This is a genomic window from Thermoleptolyngbya sp. PKUAC-SCTB121 (assembly GCF_016919485.1).
Classification (GTDB): Bacteria; Cyanobacteriota; Cyanobacteriia; order Elainellales; family Elainellaceae; genus Thermoleptolyngbya; species Thermoleptolyngbya sichuanensis.
The window spans coordinates 2,189,590-2,208,510 of the sequence record NZ_CP070366.1 but is presented as its reverse complement, the minus strand read 5'-3'; the positions used below and the strand labels follow the sequence as shown (position 1 = coordinate 2,208,510).

At 59.8% G+C, this 18,921-nt stretch carries 18 protein-coding genes; 5 read left to right on the top strand and 13 right to left on the bottom strand.

Annotated elements, in window-relative coordinates:
* Positions 1-76: 76 nt before the first annotated feature.
* Positions 77-742 carry an HAD family hydrolase gene (locus tag JTM80_RS09285; protein WP_172358354.1) on the top strand — a complete coding sequence of 222 codons (666 nt, stop codon included), beginning with the start codon at positions 77-79 and terminating at the stop codon, positions 740-742.
* 10 nt (positions 743-752) lie between these two features.
* On the opposite strand, the gene JTM80_RS09280 is transcribed toward JTM80_RS09285, so the two are convergent.
* The 9 genes from JTM80_RS09280 to JTM80_RS09240 form a co-directional block, all read right to left on the bottom strand.
* On the bottom strand, positions 753-1,739 hold the full coding sequence (locus tag JTM80_RS09280; protein WP_172358355.1) for a FecR domain-containing protein: 987 nt from the start codon (positions 1,737-1,739) through the stop codon (positions 753-755).
* 148 nt (positions 1,740-1,887) lie between these two features.
* On the bottom strand, positions 1,888-3,420 hold the full coding sequence (locus JTM80_RS09275; protein ID WP_205371041.1) for a DUF6745 domain-containing protein: 1,533 nt from the start codon (positions 3,418-3,420) through the stop codon (positions 1,888-1,890).
* Between the two features lie 21 nt (positions 3,421-3,441).
* On the bottom strand, positions 3,442-3,783 hold the full coding sequence (locus JTM80_RS09270) for a hypothetical protein (protein ID WP_172358357.1): 342 nt from the start codon (positions 3,781-3,783) through the stop codon (positions 3,442-3,444).
* Positions 3,784-3,894: 111 nt separating this feature from the next.
* Positions 3,895-4,611 (bottom strand): ribonuclease III, encoded by a 717-nt coding sequence (gene rnc, locus JTM80_RS09265; RefSeq protein WP_172358358.1) that lies wholly within the window; start codon positions 4,609-4,611, stop codon positions 3,895-3,897.
* A complete protein-coding gene (locus JTM80_RS09260; RefSeq protein ID WP_205371039.1) occupies positions 4,589-5,287 on the bottom strand; it encodes a pentapeptide repeat-containing protein in 699 nt (232 codons plus the stop codon). The genes rnc and JTM80_RS09260 overlap by 23 nt, the downstream gene beginning before the upstream one ends.
* 129 nt (positions 5,288-5,416) lie before the next feature.
* Entirely contained in the window at positions 5,417-6,859 is a 1,443-nt protein-coding gene (locus JTM80_RS09255; protein ID WP_172358360.1) for a DICT sensory domain-containing protein, read from the bottom strand.
* A gap of 71 nt (positions 6,860-6,930) precedes the next feature.
* Positions 6,931-7,518: a gluconokinase gene (locus tag JTM80_RS09250; protein ID WP_225906809.1), complete on the bottom strand. Its 588-nt coding sequence runs from the start codon at positions 7,516-7,518 to the stop codon at positions 6,931-6,933.
* Positions 7,519-7,523: 5 nt separating this feature from the next.
* Positions 7,524-8,945, bottom strand: coding sequence for a BCD family MFS transporter (locus tag JTM80_RS09245; RefSeq protein ID WP_172358361.1), 1,422 nt, complete (start codon positions 8,943-8,945; stop codon positions 7,524-7,526).
* A gap of 34 nt (positions 8,946-8,979) precedes the next feature.
* Entirely contained in the window at positions 8,980-9,447 is a 468-nt protein-coding gene (locus JTM80_RS09240; RefSeq protein ID WP_172358362.1) for an Lrp/AsnC family transcriptional regulator, read from the bottom strand.
* 243 nt (positions 9,448-9,690) lie between these two features.
* Here JTM80_RS09240 and JTM80_RS09235 point away from each other — a divergent pair, with 243 nt between their 5' ends.
* The gene (locus JTM80_RS09235) at positions 9,691-10,080 is read left to right on the top strand and encodes a hypothetical protein (protein WP_172353200.1); all 390 of its coding nucleotides are present in this window, start codon (positions 9,691-9,693) and stop codon (positions 10,078-10,080) included.
* A 19-nt stretch (positions 10,081-10,099) separates the two neighbouring features.
* Here the strand turns inward: JTM80_RS09235 and thiL are convergent, their stop codons facing one another.
* Positions 10,100-11,170 (bottom strand): thiamine-phosphate kinase, encoded by a 1,071-nt coding sequence (gene thiL, locus JTM80_RS09230; RefSeq protein WP_172358363.1) that lies wholly within the window; start codon positions 11,168-11,170, stop codon positions 10,100-10,102.
* 27 nt (positions 11,171-11,197) lie between these two features.
* On the opposite strand from thiL, the gene obgE reads away from it, so the two are divergent.
* Complete coding sequence (gene obgE / locus JTM80_RS09225; protein ID WP_172358364.1) at positions 11,198-12,208, top strand: GTPase ObgE; 1,011 nt, start codon at positions 11,198-11,200, stop codon at positions 12,206-12,208.
* Between the two features lie 20 nt (positions 12,209-12,228).
* Here the strand turns inward: obgE and JTM80_RS09220 are convergent, their stop codons facing one another.
* Positions 12,229-13,107: a class I SAM-dependent methyltransferase gene (locus JTM80_RS09220; RefSeq protein ID WP_172358365.1), complete on the bottom strand. Its 879-nt coding sequence runs from the start codon at positions 13,105-13,107 to the stop codon at positions 12,229-12,231.
* 346 nt (positions 13,108-13,453) lie between these two features.
* On the opposite strand from JTM80_RS09220, the gene JTM80_RS09215 reads away from it, so the two are divergent.
* Both JTM80_RS09215 and JTM80_RS09210 read left to right on the top strand, forming a co-directional pair.
* Positions 13,454-14,782 (top strand): FAD-dependent hydroxylase, encoded by a 1,329-nt coding sequence (locus JTM80_RS09215; protein WP_172358366.1) that lies wholly within the window; start codon positions 13,454-13,456, stop codon positions 14,780-14,782.
* 75 nt (positions 14,783-14,857) lie between these two features.
* Positions 14,858-16,480: a sodium:proton antiporter gene (locus tag JTM80_RS09210; RefSeq protein WP_205371037.1), complete on the top strand. Its 1,623-nt coding sequence runs from the start codon at positions 14,858-14,860 to the stop codon at positions 16,478-16,480.
* An 11-nt stretch (positions 16,481-16,491) separates the two neighbouring features.
* On the opposite strand, the gene JTM80_RS09205 is transcribed toward JTM80_RS09210, so the two are convergent.
* Positions 16,492-17,025: a GNAT family N-acetyltransferase gene (locus tag JTM80_RS09205; RefSeq protein ID WP_172358368.1), complete on the bottom strand. Its 534-nt coding sequence runs from the start codon at positions 17,023-17,025 to the stop codon at positions 16,492-16,494.
* A 93-nt stretch (positions 17,026-17,118) separates the two neighbouring features.
* Entirely contained in the window at positions 17,119-18,597 is a 1,479-nt protein-coding gene (gene xylB / locus JTM80_RS09200) for a xylulokinase (RefSeq protein WP_172358369.1), read from the bottom strand.
* Positions 18,598-18,921: the final 324 nt, after the last annotated feature.

Here is an 18,921-nt window from a genome sequence, read left to right as displayed (position 1 = left end):
AACCGTAGAATGAGAGCGGCCTCGTGCCGTGCGATCGCCATTTGCCAAACGAAGGACACCCAGCAGAATCATCCGCATGATCAAAGCCATCATTTTTGACCTGGATAACTGCCTCAGTGCGGCTGATGAACCCGGAGCCGAACTCCTAGAGCCTGTATTTGACGCAATTCGGCAAGCCAATCAGGGAACCTTGCCCGACGACGTTCTGGAAGCCGCGCTGGGCGACTGCTGGTATCATGCGCTCGACTTTGTGGCCAAAAAACACGACTTCTCAGACGAGATGCTGGCGGCGGGGCAGGCCGTGATTTCGCAAACTCGCGTTAGCACGCCGATGCGGGGCTACGGCGATCTGCACGTCCTAGCAGAACTGCGGGGTGACCCACTGCCGATGCTGTTTCTGGTTACGTCGGGCTTTCGCCCGCTTCAGGACAGCAAGATTAAGGCGCTGAGCATGGAGCAGCCTTTCGAGCAGTGGTTTACCGGGATCTACATCGATGCAGTTGATGACCCCAACCGCACTAGCAAGCAGGACATTTTTCAAGCCATCCTAAACGCCCATCAGTTCTGCCCTGCTGAGGCGCTGGTGGTAGGGGACAATCCTGACTCGGAACTGGCCGCGGGCGATCGCCTTGGCATCCCCACAGTGCAAATCCTCCGTCCTGGCGTGGCCCCCACCAATCTTGCGACCCATCACATCCGCACCCTGCACGAACTCAAAGCGCTCGTTGCAGCCCAGACCTAGAAAACCAGACCTAGAAAAACGGTATCCGCAGCCCCGGCACAGGCAGCCCCGGCACTCCTGGCAGCGACAGCCCTGGATAGATCCGCTGAAGCGTACTCTGAATCGCAGCGTACCCCGGCAGCGATTGCAAATAGCCGTTGAACAGGCTGCCCGACAGAATGGCGTTAATTTCTTCTAGCGTGATGTCTTCGACCGGGCCCAGGGGCGAGCCGCGCCGCGTGGCGACCTTTTGCCCCGCCGACAGCACAACCGTATTCTCTGGATCGGCTGACTCTGTAACCGGACTGGGCAACGGACTGGGCAAGGGACTGGGCGAGGGGCTAGGGCTGGGCCGGGTGGACGGAATCCCCAGGCTGGGTCTGCGAGGCAGCGAAAGCTGTTTAGTGCCTCGCCGAAAGCGCGATCGCCCTTCTAGTCGCTCCATCAGGGAACTGGGTTCTATAAAGCCAGCCTCGTTCTTCGTCACCACGACCTCACCTTCCAGCACCTTGATTTCCTCTCGCCCGTCGTCGTCCACCTCCAGAATGTAGGTCGTGCCGCGCACCCCCGCCGTTACAGACGACGTACAGCCGTTTACCGCGCCATTCACCAGCAGCACACCACGCTGAAGCTGAGCGCATTGCCCCACCGTCAGCACCGAGTTATTGGACAGCCGCGCCACAGCCCCAGTATTAAAATTGACCTGGGCACGGGCCCGACCCGTCCGCACCTGCTGCCCTCGGTTGGCCACATCGTTGACCCGCGCCTGCCGATTTTGAATAAACACCTGATTGCCGTCCAGCACTTCTGTAATGGTGCCGCGCGTGACGCTGGTCTGCGCCTCCGATACCTGCGCCACTGCCCCCATCACCAGCACCACCCAAAACCCGATCAGCAGGCTCGACACGAAGCGCCGCCGCAGCCCGAAAATTTGCCCGAAAACTCGTCCCAAAATTTGCCCGAAAACCTGACCCGAAACCCGTTCCAGAAACCCGATCGAGGATTTTCGATAAGGCATGATTGCACCTGCACATCTACAGAACTCCACTGATCCATTCAGGCATTTGCCGGGGGATTCCGTGAAAAACTTCCGTAAATTTTGGGAGATGCTTCAGTAAACTTTTGGATGTTTTTTACACTGCGATCGCCATTTTGCGATCGGTGGCTCAGGTTTCAATGGCAAAGTCGGTTGGGTCGATGTCCCAGTTGACCCAGCGGGCGGCTTCGCGGGCGGTTCGCAGGGTCGGCGGCACTCGAAGGACGTGAATTTGCCGGGTGCTGGGACAGGTCATCTGGAGCAGCAAAAACGGCTCCACGTCTGGATGGGTCGGGATGCGGCAAAGCACGTACTCGCGCCAGCAATCGACGCTGCGAGACTGGAGTGTGCGGGCGATGCGCTCATAGCCAATGCCTTGAATCAAAATCTGGCGCAGGGTTGCGTTGGTTTCTTGGAGGAGCCAGCGGGGCTGCCAGTGGGCAATGGGAGTCTGTCCATACTTGGGCGGCAGGAAAACCCCGTGATGTGCATAGAGGCGTGCGCCATCGGCAAAGGCGAGGGCAGGCTGTCCGTCTGCGTGGAAGCGGCCCTGGCGATCGCACTTGAGGCAGATGGGGCGATCGCCCACCCAGCAGGTTCGTCCCCCTGCGATCACATAGCCCGTGGATTGCATCAGGTGGCGCAGCGCCTTCCAGCGAACCGGGTCAGGCTGATAGCCCAGTTCCGCCTCGCAAAAATCCAGCATCGTGAAATAGGGAGCCAGCAGGCTAATTTCCAGCGAGAATCGTGCTAGCAACTGAGCGTTACGCCATGAGCCGTTGGATAGCACAAATTGCCATTGAGCCTCCGTCCACAGGCGTTGATCAGCTCGTCGAGCCTGCGCCTGCCAGTCCTCAAAATCACGACGATTCAAAAAGTCTCTGGCGAAGTGCGAGCTATAAAGTTCATCCTGGGGGCGATCGCTATTAATGCAGATCTGCCAGACGGCTCGCAACATCGACTCCGGAAACTGCCAGTGGAGCCTCTGAAATTCCCACAGTATCCAGACTTGCCAGAAGTTAATCCCGTGCAGGGGCGATCGCCAGTCCGTGCCAACCCAATCAGCCACTTGCCGCCATTTGGGGTCGGCTTGCGCCCTGGGGCTGCGGAACCCCGACTGATAGACGGAGCGCTCGGTACATTTCAGAAAATGGCGATCGCAGACTGTGGTCACCAGAGCGCTCACAGACGAACACAAAACGCCCAACAAAAACATTGCGGCAATTCCAGCAGGCAGCGTTCCCCATAGGGTAATGCGGGTCAGCAGCCTGAGAGAATCATCCACCGCTTTTCCTTCAAGTTCAGACACCGCAGCAGTCAGCAGACACCTGATAAACACCACCGCCCCGCCGCCCCAGATTGTGCCGACGACGATTGCCACCCCTATTGTTGATACCCACTCTTCCCAGTTAGAGCGCATTTTTTGCAATCGCTGGCCCAGTGGGCGATAGGTCAGCGCATCGGTCATCGCGCTGATCACCCCTGGGCACACCACAACATTAGGGGCTGGCTGCCCAAACGCCGCATAAAACTCCAGCACGCGCTCTGTCACCTGCTTGGCATCGACGGGTTGCGTTGTATGGGCCAGGTCAACCCACTTTTGGCGGCAAGCTTGCAAGCGCGATCGCTGTTCAGGCGTAAGCGGAGTCCGCAGATCGGTCATGGCTGGAATCCTCTCGCTCGGCTAATCTTCCACAGAACGAAAAACGACCTGCTGCTGTTCCGTTCCCACATACTCGCGCTGAATCCGAACCTGCCAAAGGCCCCTTGGAATATCAATCGGCTTGTGTTCTTCGTGGACTAATCGGGCAGACTCCGACCGGACACTGAGATACAACGTGCCATTGCGTTCGTATAGCTCCGCCTCGCCGTCCGCAATGCGGTGTCGATGTCCAGTCACCTCTCCTTCTGCCAGCGTCAAATGGTTCAGTCTTTGCGCTCGGTCTAACAGGGCGGGTTGCCGCTGTGCCAACTCGCTGGACTCCACAGGGGTCAAAATCACATCACCCTGGCGAATCGGATTCATACCACTTCCTCCAAATCAAAATTCTCGAAACCTGCGGCGCAAGTTTCAAGCACCTATTGAGTGCAGGCAGAAGGGTTATGCCTCTGGCTGAATGCGATGGGTCTCATCCAGCTAAAGCGGAGGCTGTTGGCTTAGCTTGAGATAGGCCTGTTGTGCCGCCGCCTGCTCCGCTGCTTTTTTAGACTGGCCCTTCCCGATTCCCACACACTGATCCTGAATCCAAACCTCTGCGACAAAGCGCTCCGGATCGCCGTAGTCTTGCCCTACTTCGGTCACGCGATATTCTGGCAGGGCGCGATAGCGACTTTGGGTAATTTCTTGCAGTGCGCCTTTGTGATTTTGGCGGGTGGGGTCTTGGGCAATGTCAGCGGCGATCGCCCGGAAGTGGCCATCTAGCCACGGGCGAATTAGGCTGAGATCCTGGGTGCTGAGGTAAAACGCCGCCACCATTGCCTCTAGCGCGTCTGCCAGACGGGTTTCTCTGCCCACCGGATTTGCATAGGCAGCGGCTCCCATCAGCAAGTAGCGCTCCAGGTTGTACTGATCAGCGATGGTAGCCAACGTGCGATCGCTCACCATGATGCCCCGAAACGCCGACAGTTCTCCCTCCGGCAGCTTAGGATATAGCTCATATAGCAGTTCCGCCGCCGCCAGCTTCACCACCGCATCGCCCACAAACTCCAGGCGCTCATAGTTCTTGCTAGCCGAAGCCGTCGCATGGGTCAGCGCCTGATCCAGCAGCCCCAAGTCCACCGGAGCCATTGCAGACAGACCCAGCTTTTGCATCAACCCACGCAGTTTCGTTTCACGAGAAGGATGGAGAACCATTTGTCACGCTTCCCTCTTCGTTCTTCCCTCTCCCCTCTTCGTTCTTCCCATCCAGCCTCGTCCCCCGCACGCAGGCCCCCGACAGATTTGCCCCGTCCAGGTTCGCGCCTTCTAGTTCAGCGCAGAGCAGGTTTGCGCCGACCGCGTTGGCTCCAGCCAGGTTCGCGTCCTGGAGGTCGGCAGATTCCAGGTTCGCTTCGGTTAACACTGCGCCTTGCAGGTTTGCCTGCCGCAGGTTGGCGTGTTGCAAATTGGCGTTGCTGAGGTTTGCGCCGCGCAGGTCTGCCCCGCGCAGATCGACCCCGCTCAGGTTCACGCCCATCAGGTTGGCACCGCTGAGGAATGCGCCCGTGAACACGGCACGGGTGAGATTTGCCTGCATCAGGTTTGCGCCGCGCAGGTTGCTGCCGCGCAGGTCGGCCTCGCTGAGGTTGGTCTGCATCAGGTTTGCGCCGAGAAAATTGGCCCGCAGGTCGGCGCGGCTGAGGTCGCAGCCCATCAGGTTTGCCCCGTCGAGCCGCGCCCCGCTCAGTTTGGCGACAGTGAGGCTGGCTCCGGTGAGGTTGGCTCCGGCCAAGTTTGCCCGCGACAGGTCTGCGCCTGCCAGGTCTTCGTCTTGCAGGTCGGCTCCTGCAAGCTGCTTTAGGGTTCCGGCGTGGATTTCTTTAATGTTCATGGGCGGTTCAGAGCGTTCAAACCGGGACGTGATGCAAAGGGGGACAGGATGCAAACCGGGGCACTATGTAAATTAGACACTATGCAAATTGGGCACTGTGCAAACCAGAACCCTGTGCAAACCAGGATGCTAAGGCGCTTCGACAGGACTGGAAAGTTGCGACAGCCCCAGCACATCCTCCTCCGAGTGGGAGTCGAGTAGCCACAGTCCAGAGGCGATTTTGGGCAATGCCGCAGGCAGGCTGAGTCCTTGCTGGATTCCGGCAATCAGCAGCGACAGTGTTTCCACCAGCTTGGGATCCCATTGCTGGCCCTGTTCGGCTTTGCACTGGTCGAGGGCGATGGTCAGGTTTTGCAGGGGGTCGGCGCTGGGCTGGGCATTGAGATGGGTGACGTGGGCTTGAAAGGCGATCGCCAGCCCCAGGATTCTCGACTCTAGGGGAATTTCATCGCCGCGTAGCCCGGCCGGATAGCCACGCCCATCCCAGCGTTCGGTGTGGTGAGCGAGAATGGTGGCGATCGCCTTCAGACGGTTCATCCGCCGCAGCAATTGGGTTCCCGGAATCAGCGGACAGGCCAGGGGCACCGTCGCGTCTTCGTCATACCGAGACGACGCGCCCGGACTTAGCACGGGCCCCCCCGACTCGATCCGCGCAATGCGGTGCAGCAGGCTGGCCAACTGGAGCCGATGAAGTTGCCAAGCAGGGAGGTCGAGCAAATTCCCCATCGCCTCGGTGAGCGTCGCCACTTCGGCGGCGGCCATCGGGTTGCTGAGGTCTGTCAGGTCGATCAGTTGGGCAATTCGCAAATAGGCTTGCAGCTCGTTGGAAATCAGGTTGTCGTTGACCGAGAAGCGATCGCGAAACTCTGCCTGGGGGTCTGCCGCCTGATGGGTTTGCAGATAGTCCACCACCCGCGTCACGATGTCGCCCAGGTTGTCGGCTGTGGGGGAGCTGCAGAGCGCGTCGACCTGCTGGACTTGGGCGGCGATCGCGCTGAGTTGCTGGGTCAACTGCTGCTGAAGCTGGGGGTTATAGCGGCCAATGTGGGCGATCGCCAGTTCCGCCGTTTCCAGCACCAGCGACGGCTCAAAGGTCCATAGTCCGTAGAACTTGCGCTCTAGGTCATGGGTCGGCACGCCTGCTTTGAGATAGTCTGCTTCCGCCAACTCCTGGCACAGCACCATTGCCGTATAGTCTGGCGAAACGATAATCAAATGCCACTCCTGCGCCACCGGGTCGGCATCCTCCAGGCTGACCAGCGCCACGTTGTCCCGCTGGCTGGTGGGGTGTTCGGCAAAGCCCGCATCGTCTGCTGCCAGAATCACGATCTGCGGAGACTTTTCGGCGATCTGCCCATAGCGGTCGGCTTCCTGCAAATACCACTTGCCCCGCTGAAATGCCGTAATCATCAGCGGCGAGTAGTCATGCTCCAAAATCGAGTCTTCTAGCGCGTGGCATAGGGCGACGAGCGTGTTTTTGTAATAAACTCCAAAGTTGAGCGGGCGCTTGCCCTGAGACTGGCTGCCTTGGTGAGCATCCCTCAACTGTTGCAAGATTGATCCGGTTAGCATCCTGGCGATTGGCGGTGGTGCAAGACTTCTTGCTTCGATTCTCGCAGACTTTTCCGGTTCATAGGAAATCTCTATGGGTCGCGTTTGGGACTCTCTGGGTGGAGGCGCTGCCACCAGGGGAGATTGAGAGCCGGAAACTGCTGGGTTGCCTGACGGAGCCAGTCTGCCACGATGGCATCGGGGGGCAAACTGCCGTCGATTCGGATGACGGCCTCTTCGGCAGACACAGGTTCAAAGGCGGCAAGCTGGCTATTTAGCATTTCCAGCTTCATGTAGTGGTTCAGGCGATTGGATAGCCGCCGCTCTAGCTCTGCTGGGGGCACATCCAGCCAAACCAACTGCACCCCACCGGGCGCGGCGAGTTGGGTACGGTAGGCCCGCTTGAGGGCAGAGCAGGTGATTACGGTTTCGCGGCGGAGGGCGATCGCCCGCTGAATGTCGTCCTGCATATCCAGCAACCACTGGCGGCGATCGCCCTCGTCGAGCGGAATCTGGGCTTGCATTTTGGCGATATTGGCTGGGGAATGGCGGCGATCGCCCTCCAGAAAATCGCACTCTAGCCACTGCGCCAGCCGCCGCCCCACGACGGTCTTGCCGGAACCTGCGACACCCATGACGATCCAGACGATGGGGAATTGGGGCATGGATTGAAGCCTCATAGAGCCTAATCCAGCTCTTGCTGAAGCACAGCGGCGATCGCCTCTTTGGCTTTGAGCTGAAACTCCTGCACGTTCACCCGATCCAGCAGGCGCACGGCAAATAGCATTCCCAAAATGGGCAGGGCAAACACAAAGCTGTAGGCGAGGACGGGCGACCCAAACAGCACCCGCCCCGCATCCAGCGCCGCACCGCCCAGCACCGCCGCCACCGCCCGCGACATGGCCTGCGCCAGCCCCCACGCGCCGACGAACGTACCCGCCGTTTCTGCCGCAGTCAAATCTAGCATCAGGCTAATTGCGCCGTTGGTCGTCACGCCGGAGGCTAGTCCAAAAATCAGCATCGCCAGGTTCAGCATCCGAGGATTGGCCGAAAAGCCCGCCAGGATGATCAGCACAAAGCTGGCGGCGACAGCATAGCAGCCCAGTTTTGCGGTGCGGTGTTTGCCAATGCGCGGCACGATCAGAAAGCCCGTCGTGGCAATGCCGATCAGCGTGCCCAGTCCCCAAAAGGCGTTGAGCCGGGTGGATTCGGCAATAGACATACCAAACACCTCGCCGCCGTAAGGTTCCAGCACCGACTCCTGCAAAAACAGGCTGAGGGTCATCATCATCAAAAAGCTGAAGAATAGCCCCGTCTGGCGGCTAGCGGTTAGCACCTTGAGCGATCGCCCCAGGGTAATGCTGTCTTCCCGGTCGGCAATCATCGAGCGCGATCGATAGCGCGAAAAGGTCTTTTCAACGCCCCAGGTGGCAATTAGCGTCAGCCCAAACACGATTGCTGGAATGATTAGAAAGATCCGGTTAATCGAAGCCCGCACCAGTTCTAGGGGAGCGTCCGAGTCGATCTGTCGCAGCAGCCCGCTAGAGGCGATCGCCCCCACAATAATCCCCACCATCAGCATCGACCAGACAATGCCCACCAGCTTCGGACGGTTGTCTTCATCCGACACATCCACCAGCAGCGCCGTAAAAGGCGTAGAACTGGCGCTAATGGCCAGCCCATACAGCGCAAACACCAGCGCCAGCAGCGCAATCCACGCATAGGTCGCAAAGCCCCAGCCCGCTGCTTGGATGCTGTTGTTTAGCCGCCACACCACCTGAACCGCCAGAAACGAAGCCGTAGTAAACAGCGCCGCCCCCAGCCAGACGTAGCCGGTGCGGTGGCTCTGGCCCAGCGGTTTGGAATCGGACAGTTGCCCAAACCACACCCGCGATGGCGCAACAAACTGGTTCATGGCGATGGTCGCCGCTACGATGGTTGCGGGCAGGGCCAGTTCTTTGATCATGACGCGGTTCAGCACGCCCAGCGTCAGCAGCGACATAATGCCCAGGCCCATCTGAAACAGACCCAGCCGAAACATGGTGGGTAGCCCCAGCTTGACCGTCGGTTGAGCCACTGCCGAGCTTATAAACTCTCCTTTAGCCATGAATGTGTCCTAGCAAGTTCATCAAGTAAAAGAGTCAGGGATGGCGGGGACCGTGATCGATGGTGCGGCGGGTGACGGGGGACGAGAGGACGATGAGCGTTGTCACCTGGCTATTGGTAAATCGGTCGATCAGGGATTCTAGATGGGCCACGGAGGCCACGGCAACCTTAGCAATGTAATCGTCGCTGCCCGTGACGCGGTGGCACTCCAGCACTTCGGGCATGGACTGGAGGCGATCGCTCAGGCGGGCAAACTCGCCCGGAAACGACTCGATTCGCATAAACGCGATGATGCTATAGCCCAGTTTAGACAAATCCAGTTCGACGCGATAGCCCGTAATGATGCCCAACTCCTCCATGCGGCGGATGCGATCGACCACCGCCGGAGCCGACAGCCCAACGCGCCGCCCCAGTTCGCTGTAGGACAGCCGCGCATCGTCTTGGAGCGATCGCAGCAGCGCCCAGCCTGTGTCATCTAGGAGCCTTTCTATTTCCAAGCTCATAGGGCAAAAACTGCTTCGTTTTTAAGTTTATTAAGCGGTTCCACCTTTGATTCAGGCTGTGCATTCCCAAATCCACCTTCTATTCTAGATATAGAAGGCATTCCACGGATGGATATTCCTAATTTGAGTAGGACTTACGCAGTTGGACAGTTTCTCGCGGGCTGCGCCCGCAAGAAATTGTCCAAAAACCGAGCTTATCGAAAGTGCATAAGTTCTGTTGAGTTCAGTTTGGAGGTTGAATTTATGAAATCGATCAATCTCTTTACGCCGATTGCTCATGGCTTTGAGGTTCTGTTCCGTGGGAAAACTCAGTCCGTGTCATCGCAACGCACGACGCAGCCATCCGATGACCTCGCTACTCAACTCACGTTGAGTCTGAAGCAGCTTGAACAGTTCAAAGCAGCCGCGACGACTCAGTTTACTCCCACGGCGGATTCCGCTCAGCGCCAGCGCAATGCATGGCAGGGATTTGTTCGTTGGTTGACCCAAGCGCCAGAACTGCGCGTCTGGCAGACCCGACATGCCAGCGGGCAGGTGGACTGGCACGCCTATGACCCAGAGCGCGATCGCCACTTTTCGACCGATTCTGAAGACGAAATGCGGCGCTGGATCGAGGCACGCTACGCAGGATAAAGAGAGCAGGGGCTGACCCCTAATCTCCAAAATGCTGAAACCCCTGGTCGAGACGGAGAGACTCATCGGGGGTTTCGCCCGTTTCGTCTCGCAAGATCACATCGTGGCCGGCAACAATGTCGCCGACAATGGCGGAACCCGGCAACTGAGCCTGGAGCGCTTGGGCGATCGCCCCCGGCAGGCACATCACCAGTTCAAAGTCTTCGCCGCCATACAGCGCCCAGGCGATCGCCTGCGGTTCTCCCACCCAGTCCACCAGCCCCACGGGGAGCGGAATCTGGCGGCGATGCAGCACCGCGCCCACGCCGCTGGCCCGGCAGATTTGCAGCACCGCGTCGGCGAGTCCATCGCTGCTGTCCATTGCAGTGAGCGGGGCAGTTGGGGGGTTGAAGCGCCCTTTCCCGTCAGTCTCCCCCTCTCCTGCGGCCCCGCAGGCCCGCAACAGCGGCATCACATCCAGCCGGGGCAAAGGACGCTGATGGGCGCGGATCAGGGCAGCGCGATCGCCCTCGGTGAGGCCCTCGCCTTGCTCAGGATGAATCAACAACTCCAGACCAGCGCGAGAGGCTCCGTGGGGGCCCGTGACCCAAATTACGTCGCCCGGTCGGGCCGTAGCGCGACGCAGGACATGGCCTGGGTCTACTTCGCCAAAGGCGGCGATCGCCACGGTAAACACGGGCGATCGGCAGAGATCCCCGCCGACAATCGGCGTGTTGAATTGGCTCAGACAGTCGGTCATGCCTTGATAAAGCTGCTCGATCCAGTCCACAGGCAGATCACCGGGCAGCCCCAGCCCCACGGTAATGCCCAACGGCGCAGCGCCCATCGCCGCCAGATCCGACAGGTTCGCCGCTACGGCCCGCCAGCCCGCATCCGCAGGCGACGTGGTGATCACGCCCGGCGAGGCCAGCCCGACGCTGAAGTGAACGCCATCCACTAGCAAATCTTCGGTGACGACGAGCGATCGCCCCGGCGAAACCGTCAGCAGGGCCGCGTCGTCGCCAACCATCCCCGCCGGGCAAAAGGTCTGAATGCGACGGAGCAGGCCCTGTTCGCCGAGGTGTTTGACTTGCAAGGATTCAGATACCATCAGAAAAGCGGATTGGCAAGAGTGGGAATGCAATTTATCGATCAGGCGGAAGTCGAAGTTGAGGCCGGAAAAGGCGGCGATGGGCTGGTGGCCTTTCACCGGGAGAAATACGTGCCTGCGGGCGGGCCGTCGGGCGGCAACGGCGGGCACGGCGGCTCGGTGATTTTAGAAGCAGCGACGGATTTGCAGACGCTGCTCGACTTTCGCTATGCCCGCAAGTTTAAGGCAGAAGACGGGCAGCGCGGCGGCCCGAAGAATATGACCGGGGCTTCGGGGAGCGATCGCCTGATTCGCGTCCCCTGCGGCACGATGGTTTACGATGCCGAAACCGGCGAACAGCTCGGCGATTTGGTGCAGCCCGGCCAGCGGCTTGTTGTCGCCAAGGGTGGCAAGGGCGGGCTGGGCAACAAGCATTTTCTCAATAACTTTAACCGCGCCCCAGAGAAGGCCCTGCCAGGGCTTCCGGGTGAACAGCGCCTCATTCGTCTGGAGCTAAAGCTGCTGGCAGAGGTGGGCATTATTGGTCTGCCCAATGCGGGCAAGTCTACGCTGATTTCGGCGCTGTCGGCGGCGCGACCCAAAATTGCCGACTATCCCTTCACAACGCTGGTGCCCAACCTGGGGGTCGTCCGCAAGCCCACGGGCGACGGCACAGTGTTTGCCGACATTCCAGGGCTGATCGAGGGAGCACACCTGGGCACAGGACTGGGGCACGACTTTTTGCGACACATCGAGCGGACGCGCGTGCTGCTGCACCTAATTGACGCGACACAAGACGACCCGATCGCCGCTTACCAGGTGATTCAGGACGAACTGGAAGCCTATGGCCGCGGCCTGCCCAATCGCCCGCAAATTTTGGCACTGAATAAGGTCGATGCGCTGGGGGGTGAGCGGAAACGGGCGGAGGCGATCGCCGCTGAACTGCACCGCCTCAGCGGTCTACCCGTGTTCCAGATTTCTGCGGTGGCCCGAGTGGGTCTGGAGGCGCTGCTTCAGGAAGTCTGGCGCGTGCTAGATAGCGTAGAGGTGGAAGTTTAACCTGGCTCTCAGCCGACCCATCACGCCTTCTTTCGCACGGCGACCTGGTGTGACTGGTGCAATAGCTCAAGCTGACTCTTGAAGGTGGCGAGAAAGGCATCGATCGCCTCTTTGGTGCCGTAGCCCGTTAGCCCAAAGTCGTAGTCGTCGAAGATGAGGATGCCGCCGGGTTTGAGGACGAGCCAGCTTAGCAGGCCGTCGGTCATCACGTCGGGCGCGTGGTGAGAGCCATCGACATAGATAAAGTCGAAAGAATCCAGGGGGAGCGATCGCACGACATCCTTGGATACCCCGACTCGCTTGGTCACTTTCTCGGCAGCCCCAGTGCGGGCAATGTTCGCATCAAACCGGGCTTCGATGCCCTCGGTGTCGTGATCCAGCGACAGATTTTCGGAACTGCCCGCAAAGGTATCGACGCAGGTCAGCCGCGCCGTGGGATGGGTCAGCACATTTTCCAGCAGCCAACAGGCCGATCGCCCCTCCCAACTGCCAATCTCCAGCGCATTTAGGTTTTCCCGCCCCGCCAATGCCTGAAGCTGTTCCTGCCAGAGCCAGACGTTGCGGCTAAACCAGTCCTGAGTAAACTCATAGCCCTTGGCTTGAACGTCATCCTGGTATGCAATCCGCTGCAATTCGGCGCGGGCTGGGGCCAGGTCAGGACAGAGTTCGAGCGCCTGCTGAAAGTAGCCAATGGCGCGATCGCGCTCCCCCATATTCAGATACGACACGCCGATGTTGTAGAGCAGCCGCGCCTTCTGAAACGCGCTCAGGTCTGGCGCAGCGTCGAGCGCCTGCTGAAAATAGGACAGCGATTGGGCAAAGTCGCCCTGGCGATAGAGCGTGTTGCCCAGGTCTACGTAGGCTTTGATCAGGCGTTCGGTGGGGCTGAGTGGCTGCATAGTGAGCTAGAGCGTTGAATTGAGAGCGTCTTTAAGCGTCTATCTTTAAGCGTCTTATTTGAGCGTATAGGGTTGAGGTCGGCGTGGCGCGTGAGGCTTTGTAAGGGTTTTGTAATTTCGGCATCCGCAAAGCTCTTATTTTACTGGGAAGACTCCTTGCATTTCTCACCATTTCCATCCCCTCCGTCGAGGTCGTAGCGGGGTGAAAGTTTGGAGAACGCTGGGTCTGCCCATGCGATTTCGGTTCGCTGGCTTGAAAGGAAGCGGGCGATCGCGTCACAATAGAATTAGTTAAATTACTTAACACTTTTAATTTCCCTTATTCATCTGCCTTTTGCGCTCCGACATGGTTTTAGATTCGCGTTCTTTGGTTGACCACGCTGGCTCGGTTTTAGAAATTTCAAATCAGCAGAGCGTTTCCCAACCCTCTCCGGTAGACAGTTTTACCCATCGGCTGGATTATGACGTGGCGATCGCCGGAGGGGGCATCGTCGGGCTAACTCTGGCCTGCGCGTTGAAACATTCCGGGCTGCGGGTGGCGGTGATTGAGGCGAAGCCCATCGAGGCGGGCTTTTCCTGGCGGCGAGCCTACGCGCTAACCCTGATGACGGGGCGCATTCTTGCAGGGCTGGGGCTATGGGACAAAATTCTGCCGCAAATTGCCACCTTTCGCCAGATCCGGCTGGCAGACGAAGACTCGCCCGCCGTGGTGACGCTCCAGCCCCAAGACCTAGGCACAGCGGAACTAGGCTATGTGGGCGAACATCACGTCTTGCTGCGATCGCTCTACGAAGCCCTAGACAACACGCCCAACCTCACTTGGCACTGCCCCGCAACGCTGGTGGCGGTGGACTATAAATCCGATCACGTCACTCTGCATTTGGAGCAGGAGAGCGAACGGCGGCAATTCACCACGCAACTGCTAGTGGCGGCGGACGGAGCGCGATCGCCCCTGCGAGAATCGGCGGGCATCGGCACCCACGGCTGGCAATACTGGCAGTCCTGTGTGACGGCGGTGATTCGCCCCGAAAAAGACCACGGCAACGTAGCCCGCGAACACTTCTGGACGAGTGGTCCCTTTGCCACGCTGCCGCTGCCCGACAACCGCTGCCAGATCGTGCTGACGGCTCCCCATGAAGAAGCCAGGGCGCTGCTAGAGACAGAAGAATCGGCATTTCTGGTAGAGCTAGAGCGACGCTATGGCGGGCAGTTGGGGCGGCTGGAACTGGTGGGCGATCGCGCGTTGTTCCCGGTGCGGCTGATGCAGAGCGATCGCTACGTGCAGCCCCGGCTGGCGCTGGTGGGCGACGCGGCACACTGTTGCCATCCCGTCGGCGGTCAGGGGCTGAATCTGGGCATTCGGGATGCAGCGGCGCTGGCAGAGGTGCTAACCCAGGCACACGCCACAGGCAAAGACTTGGGCACCTTGCCCGTGCTGAAGCGCTACGAGCGCTGGCGAAAGCTAGAGAACTTAACAATTCTGGGCTTTACCGACCTGCTGGATCGCACCTTCTCCAACCGCTGGCGTCCGCTGGTGATGGCGCGACGGCTGGCGCTGCGGCTGATGGCCGGGCTGTGGCCGCTGCGGTTTCTGGCACTGCGGCTGATGACGGGGCTGGGCGGGCGATCGCCCCAACTCGCCCAACACCCTGGAAAACCCCAACTAGAGCGTTAGTGAGGCCTGTAGTACCGGGCTTTCAGAGAAAAGACGCTACACTAAACTGCATTTGTCGGTTCATGTGTTTGCGCTATGGAATCCCTAATTGAACCTGTCTCGATTGAAGAAAACTTAAAGCAGTTTTTGCTGGTGATCTCGGCGGCGCTGATTATCGCCGTACTGCCGCAGAGTATCCCCTGGATGCGGAAGCTGCCCTACACCGTGCTGCTGGTGATCGCGGGCATGGGGCTAGCGCTGCTGGATATTCATTTCTTTTCGCCATCGCCAGAGCTAATTCTGTGGATCTTCCTGCCGCCGCTGCTGTTTGAGGCAGCGTGGAACATTCGATGGCGCGAACTCCGCCGCAACCTGGTTCCCATCGCGCTCTATGCCATGCTGGGCGTAGTGGTGACGATCCTGGGCATTGCGTTTGCGCTGGCGCAGTGGGCCGATTTTCTCTGGCCGGTGGCACTGCTGACGGGCGCGTGTCTATCGGCGACCGACCCAGTGGCAGTCAGCACGCTGCTACGCGAACTGGGCGCACCCTCGCGGCTCAAGGTGCTGGTAGAAGGCGAGAGCATGTTCAACGACGGCACGGCCGTGGTCGCCTTTAGCCTGCTGCTGGGGCTGGCGACGGGCACAGAAACCTTCGATCTGCAAAACCTGATTGTGGAATTTGCCTCGGTCGTAGGCATTGGCGTGGGCGTGGGGCTGCTGGTGGGCTTTGGCATTTCGCTAATCACCAAACAATTTGACCTGCCGCTAGTAGAGCAGTCCTTGACGCTGGTGGGAGCCTACGCCGCCTATCTGATTGGCGAAAACCTGGGCGGATCGGGCGTGATCGGCACCGTCACCGTCGGGCTGATCATGGGCAACTTTGGGTCGCGGGTGGGCATGAACCCCCGGACGCGGGTGGTGGTCAGCGAGTTTTGGGAATTTATCGCCTTTTTCTTTAATTCCATCCTGTTTTTCCTGATTGGCGACCAATTGCTGATCGACTCGGTGTGGTCGGGCTTGGCGGGCATTGCCGTGGCGATCGCCGCTGTTTTGGTGACTCGCGTCGTGGCGATCGCCCTGCTCACGGCCATCAGCAACCGCATCACCACTGTCGATATCGGCTGGAACCTCCAGACCATGCTGTGCTGGAGCGGGCTGCGGGGTGGCGTTGCGCTGGCGCTGGCCCTCAGCGTGCCCGAAACCGTGCCCCAGCGAGATGCCCTAATCGCGGTGGTGTTTGGCACGGTGTTTTTCACCATCCTGGTGCAGGGCATCACGGTCAAGCCGCTGTTGCAGGCGCTCGACCTGATCCAGGCAAACCCAATCCAGCAGCAGTATCTAGAACTCATCTCGCGGGAAACCGCTCTGCAAAAAGTGCTGGACTATATGCAGCAGCCAGGCACTCGCGCAGGCATCGACCCCGCTGCGTTTCGCGCCGAACAGTCCACCATCGAAGCAGAATTGCACAAGTTGCAGCAGCAGAGCCAGTCCCTTTGTCAGCAAAACCCATCCCTGGCTGAGTTGGGCATCGAAACCCTGCGGAAAGAACTGCTGGCTGTAGAGTCCAACGCCTACTACGAGCTGGTGCAACTGGGCCGGCTGAGCCAAGAGCCGCCCGCGCTGCTGGAATCAATCATTAACGACGAGGAAAATCCTCACACTCCAGAACCAGCCGCCAAGCCAGAAATCGCCCCCATCGCCGCCACCAAAGAAAGCTAACCCCTGAACCCTCAACCCCAGGGACCCGGTGGCTGCTCCGGCAGCTCTTCGGAATGTACCTGCTGGTCATACAGTTTGAACCCGCGAGACTGGTAGTTTTTCAGCGCGTAGGGGCCATCCAGGCTGCATGTATGCACCCACACCCGCTTTGCCCCCATGTTCCAGGCTTGCTGCGTGCCCACGGTCAGCAAGTGTCCACCCAGCCCTTGCCCCATGAACTGCCCCAATAGCCCAAAGTAGGCAATTTCCACATTCTCATCGGGCTGCGCCTCCAGTTCTACATAGCCTGCTGGCGTACCCGACACATAGGCTACCCAGGTTTGCACCTGCGGGCGATCGAGATAGCGCAACCACTGCTCATAGCTCCAAGACAACCGCTGGAGCCAATACCAGTCGCCCCCGACTGCCGTATAGAGAAAGCGGCTAAACTCTGGCGACGGAACCTCGGCCTGCATGACCACTAGATCGGCACGGCTGGATAGGGTGGGGCGCAGCCACTCTGGGCTGAGCATTTCCAGATACCAGGTGGTGACGGGGGTGAGCATGGGAGAGGATTGGGTTGTGGATGGGCAGGGGGAAAAGTAAAGCGGGCAGAGCGTGCGTCCTGAATCCCTGCCTTCTGTCTCCTGACCCTTCTTTCAAAGCTGCGATCGCACTGCCGGATAAAGTTGAGCAAAGCGCTGATGGGCGGTTTCTAGGGCAGGGGAAGGGGAGTTAGGAATGGTGATCTGCGGGGCGGGGGCAATTTGCGTCGCGCTCCCTCCAGGAATCGCCTGCTTCTCTTTCCAGGGTTCTCCTATTTGTCTATCTTGCCCGATTCCCAGCCGCGCCAGCAGAGCGGCTCCTTTGGCCGAGGCCGATTGGGTTTCGACGCTGTGTAGCGGACGCTGAAGCACATCGGCCAAAAGTTGTCGCCACTGGGGATGCAGGCTGCCGCCGCCCGCCAGATACAGGGTATCGGGATTTGCCCCGGTTGCCTGGAGTGCCGCAAAGCCCTGAGCAATAGCAAAGGCAACGCCCTCTAGCGTGGCGCGGGCCAGGTGGGCGCGGGTGTGGTGCAGCCCCAGCCCAATCCAGGCCCCGGTGGGGGTGGGATCCAGGTGGGGGGTGCGTTCTCCGGTGAGGTAGGGCAAGCACACCAGCCCGTCGCAGCCCGGTTCCACGGTAAACGCCTGGTCGTAGAGGTCGGCCCAGCTTAGGCCCAGCAGTTGCCGCACCCACTCTAGCGCCAGCCCCGCATTTTGCATGGCGGCGAGGGTATACCACTGATTCGGGAGGGCCGCGTGAAACAGGTGGGTGCAGCCGTGCGGGTCGAGGGTGGGGCGATCGCCCACCAGCGTAATTTGTGCACCCGTGCCGACAGTGAGCTGGCAATCTCCAGCCGTAGTTAGTCCGCTCCCCAGCAGCGCGGCGGCAGTATCGGCGGCTCCGGCCACTACGGGCAGATCGGCAGGCAACCCTAGATGCTCGGCGGCGCTGCGGGTCAGGGTTCCGGCGATCGCCCTCGAAGCCACAATTGGCGGCAGCCAGTCGGTTCGCAGGTGCAGGGCCTCCAGCAGGGCGATCGCCCAGGTTCCCGCTGCCACATCCGCCATCAGCGTACCCGAAGCGTCCGAGGGTTCCGTCGCCGCCTGTCCCGTTAGCCGCAGCCGCAGCCAGTCTTTGGGTTGCAGCGCCCAACGGGCCATCCGATATACCTCCGGTTCTCCCTGCCGCAGCCACAGCAGGCTCGGCCCCGCCATGCCCACGGTCAGCGGGTTGGCCAGCGGCCGCAGCGCCTCAGTTCCCAGCGCCCGATAGTGTTCTAGCTCATAGTGCGATCGCCCATCGGCCCAGAGAATCGCCGACCGCAGCGGGTTTCCCGCCCCATCACACACCACCACGCCATGCATTTGCCCCGACAGCCCGATGGCTTGCACCTGCGCAGCATAGGACTGAACCACCTTCCGAACGGCGATCGCCCCTGCGTTCCACCAGTCCTGCGGGTCGCTTTCGGCCCAGCCCGGATGGGGCGCATTCACCGGATACGGATGGGAAGCTTCAGCGATGACGGTTCCATCAGCGCTCATCAGCAGCGCTTTTAGGGAACTGGTGCCGAGGTCAATTCCAAGAAACATTGGGAAAAGGAAAAGGGAAAAAGGAAAAAGGAAAAATAAACAAGGGGCTAGATAAGCAGGAAATGTGAGGGTGAGTGACTGACTTCAACCGTTTAACCCCACTCCACCCCGCCAATCACCCTGTCTCCTCAGATCTGCCTCTTAAAGATCTGCCTCTTGAAGAATAGACGTGCCTCTTAGCGGCGGAACTTGCCTTTGGCACAAGCAGTCTGCTAACTCGACCCACTTGCCTGTAGAATGAATCCAACTTTCGGCGCTGGTGGTGCCAGGGAAAAAATCTCTGACGAGCGGCGTTGCTGCAACCGTCTAAACTTTCCCCCGATG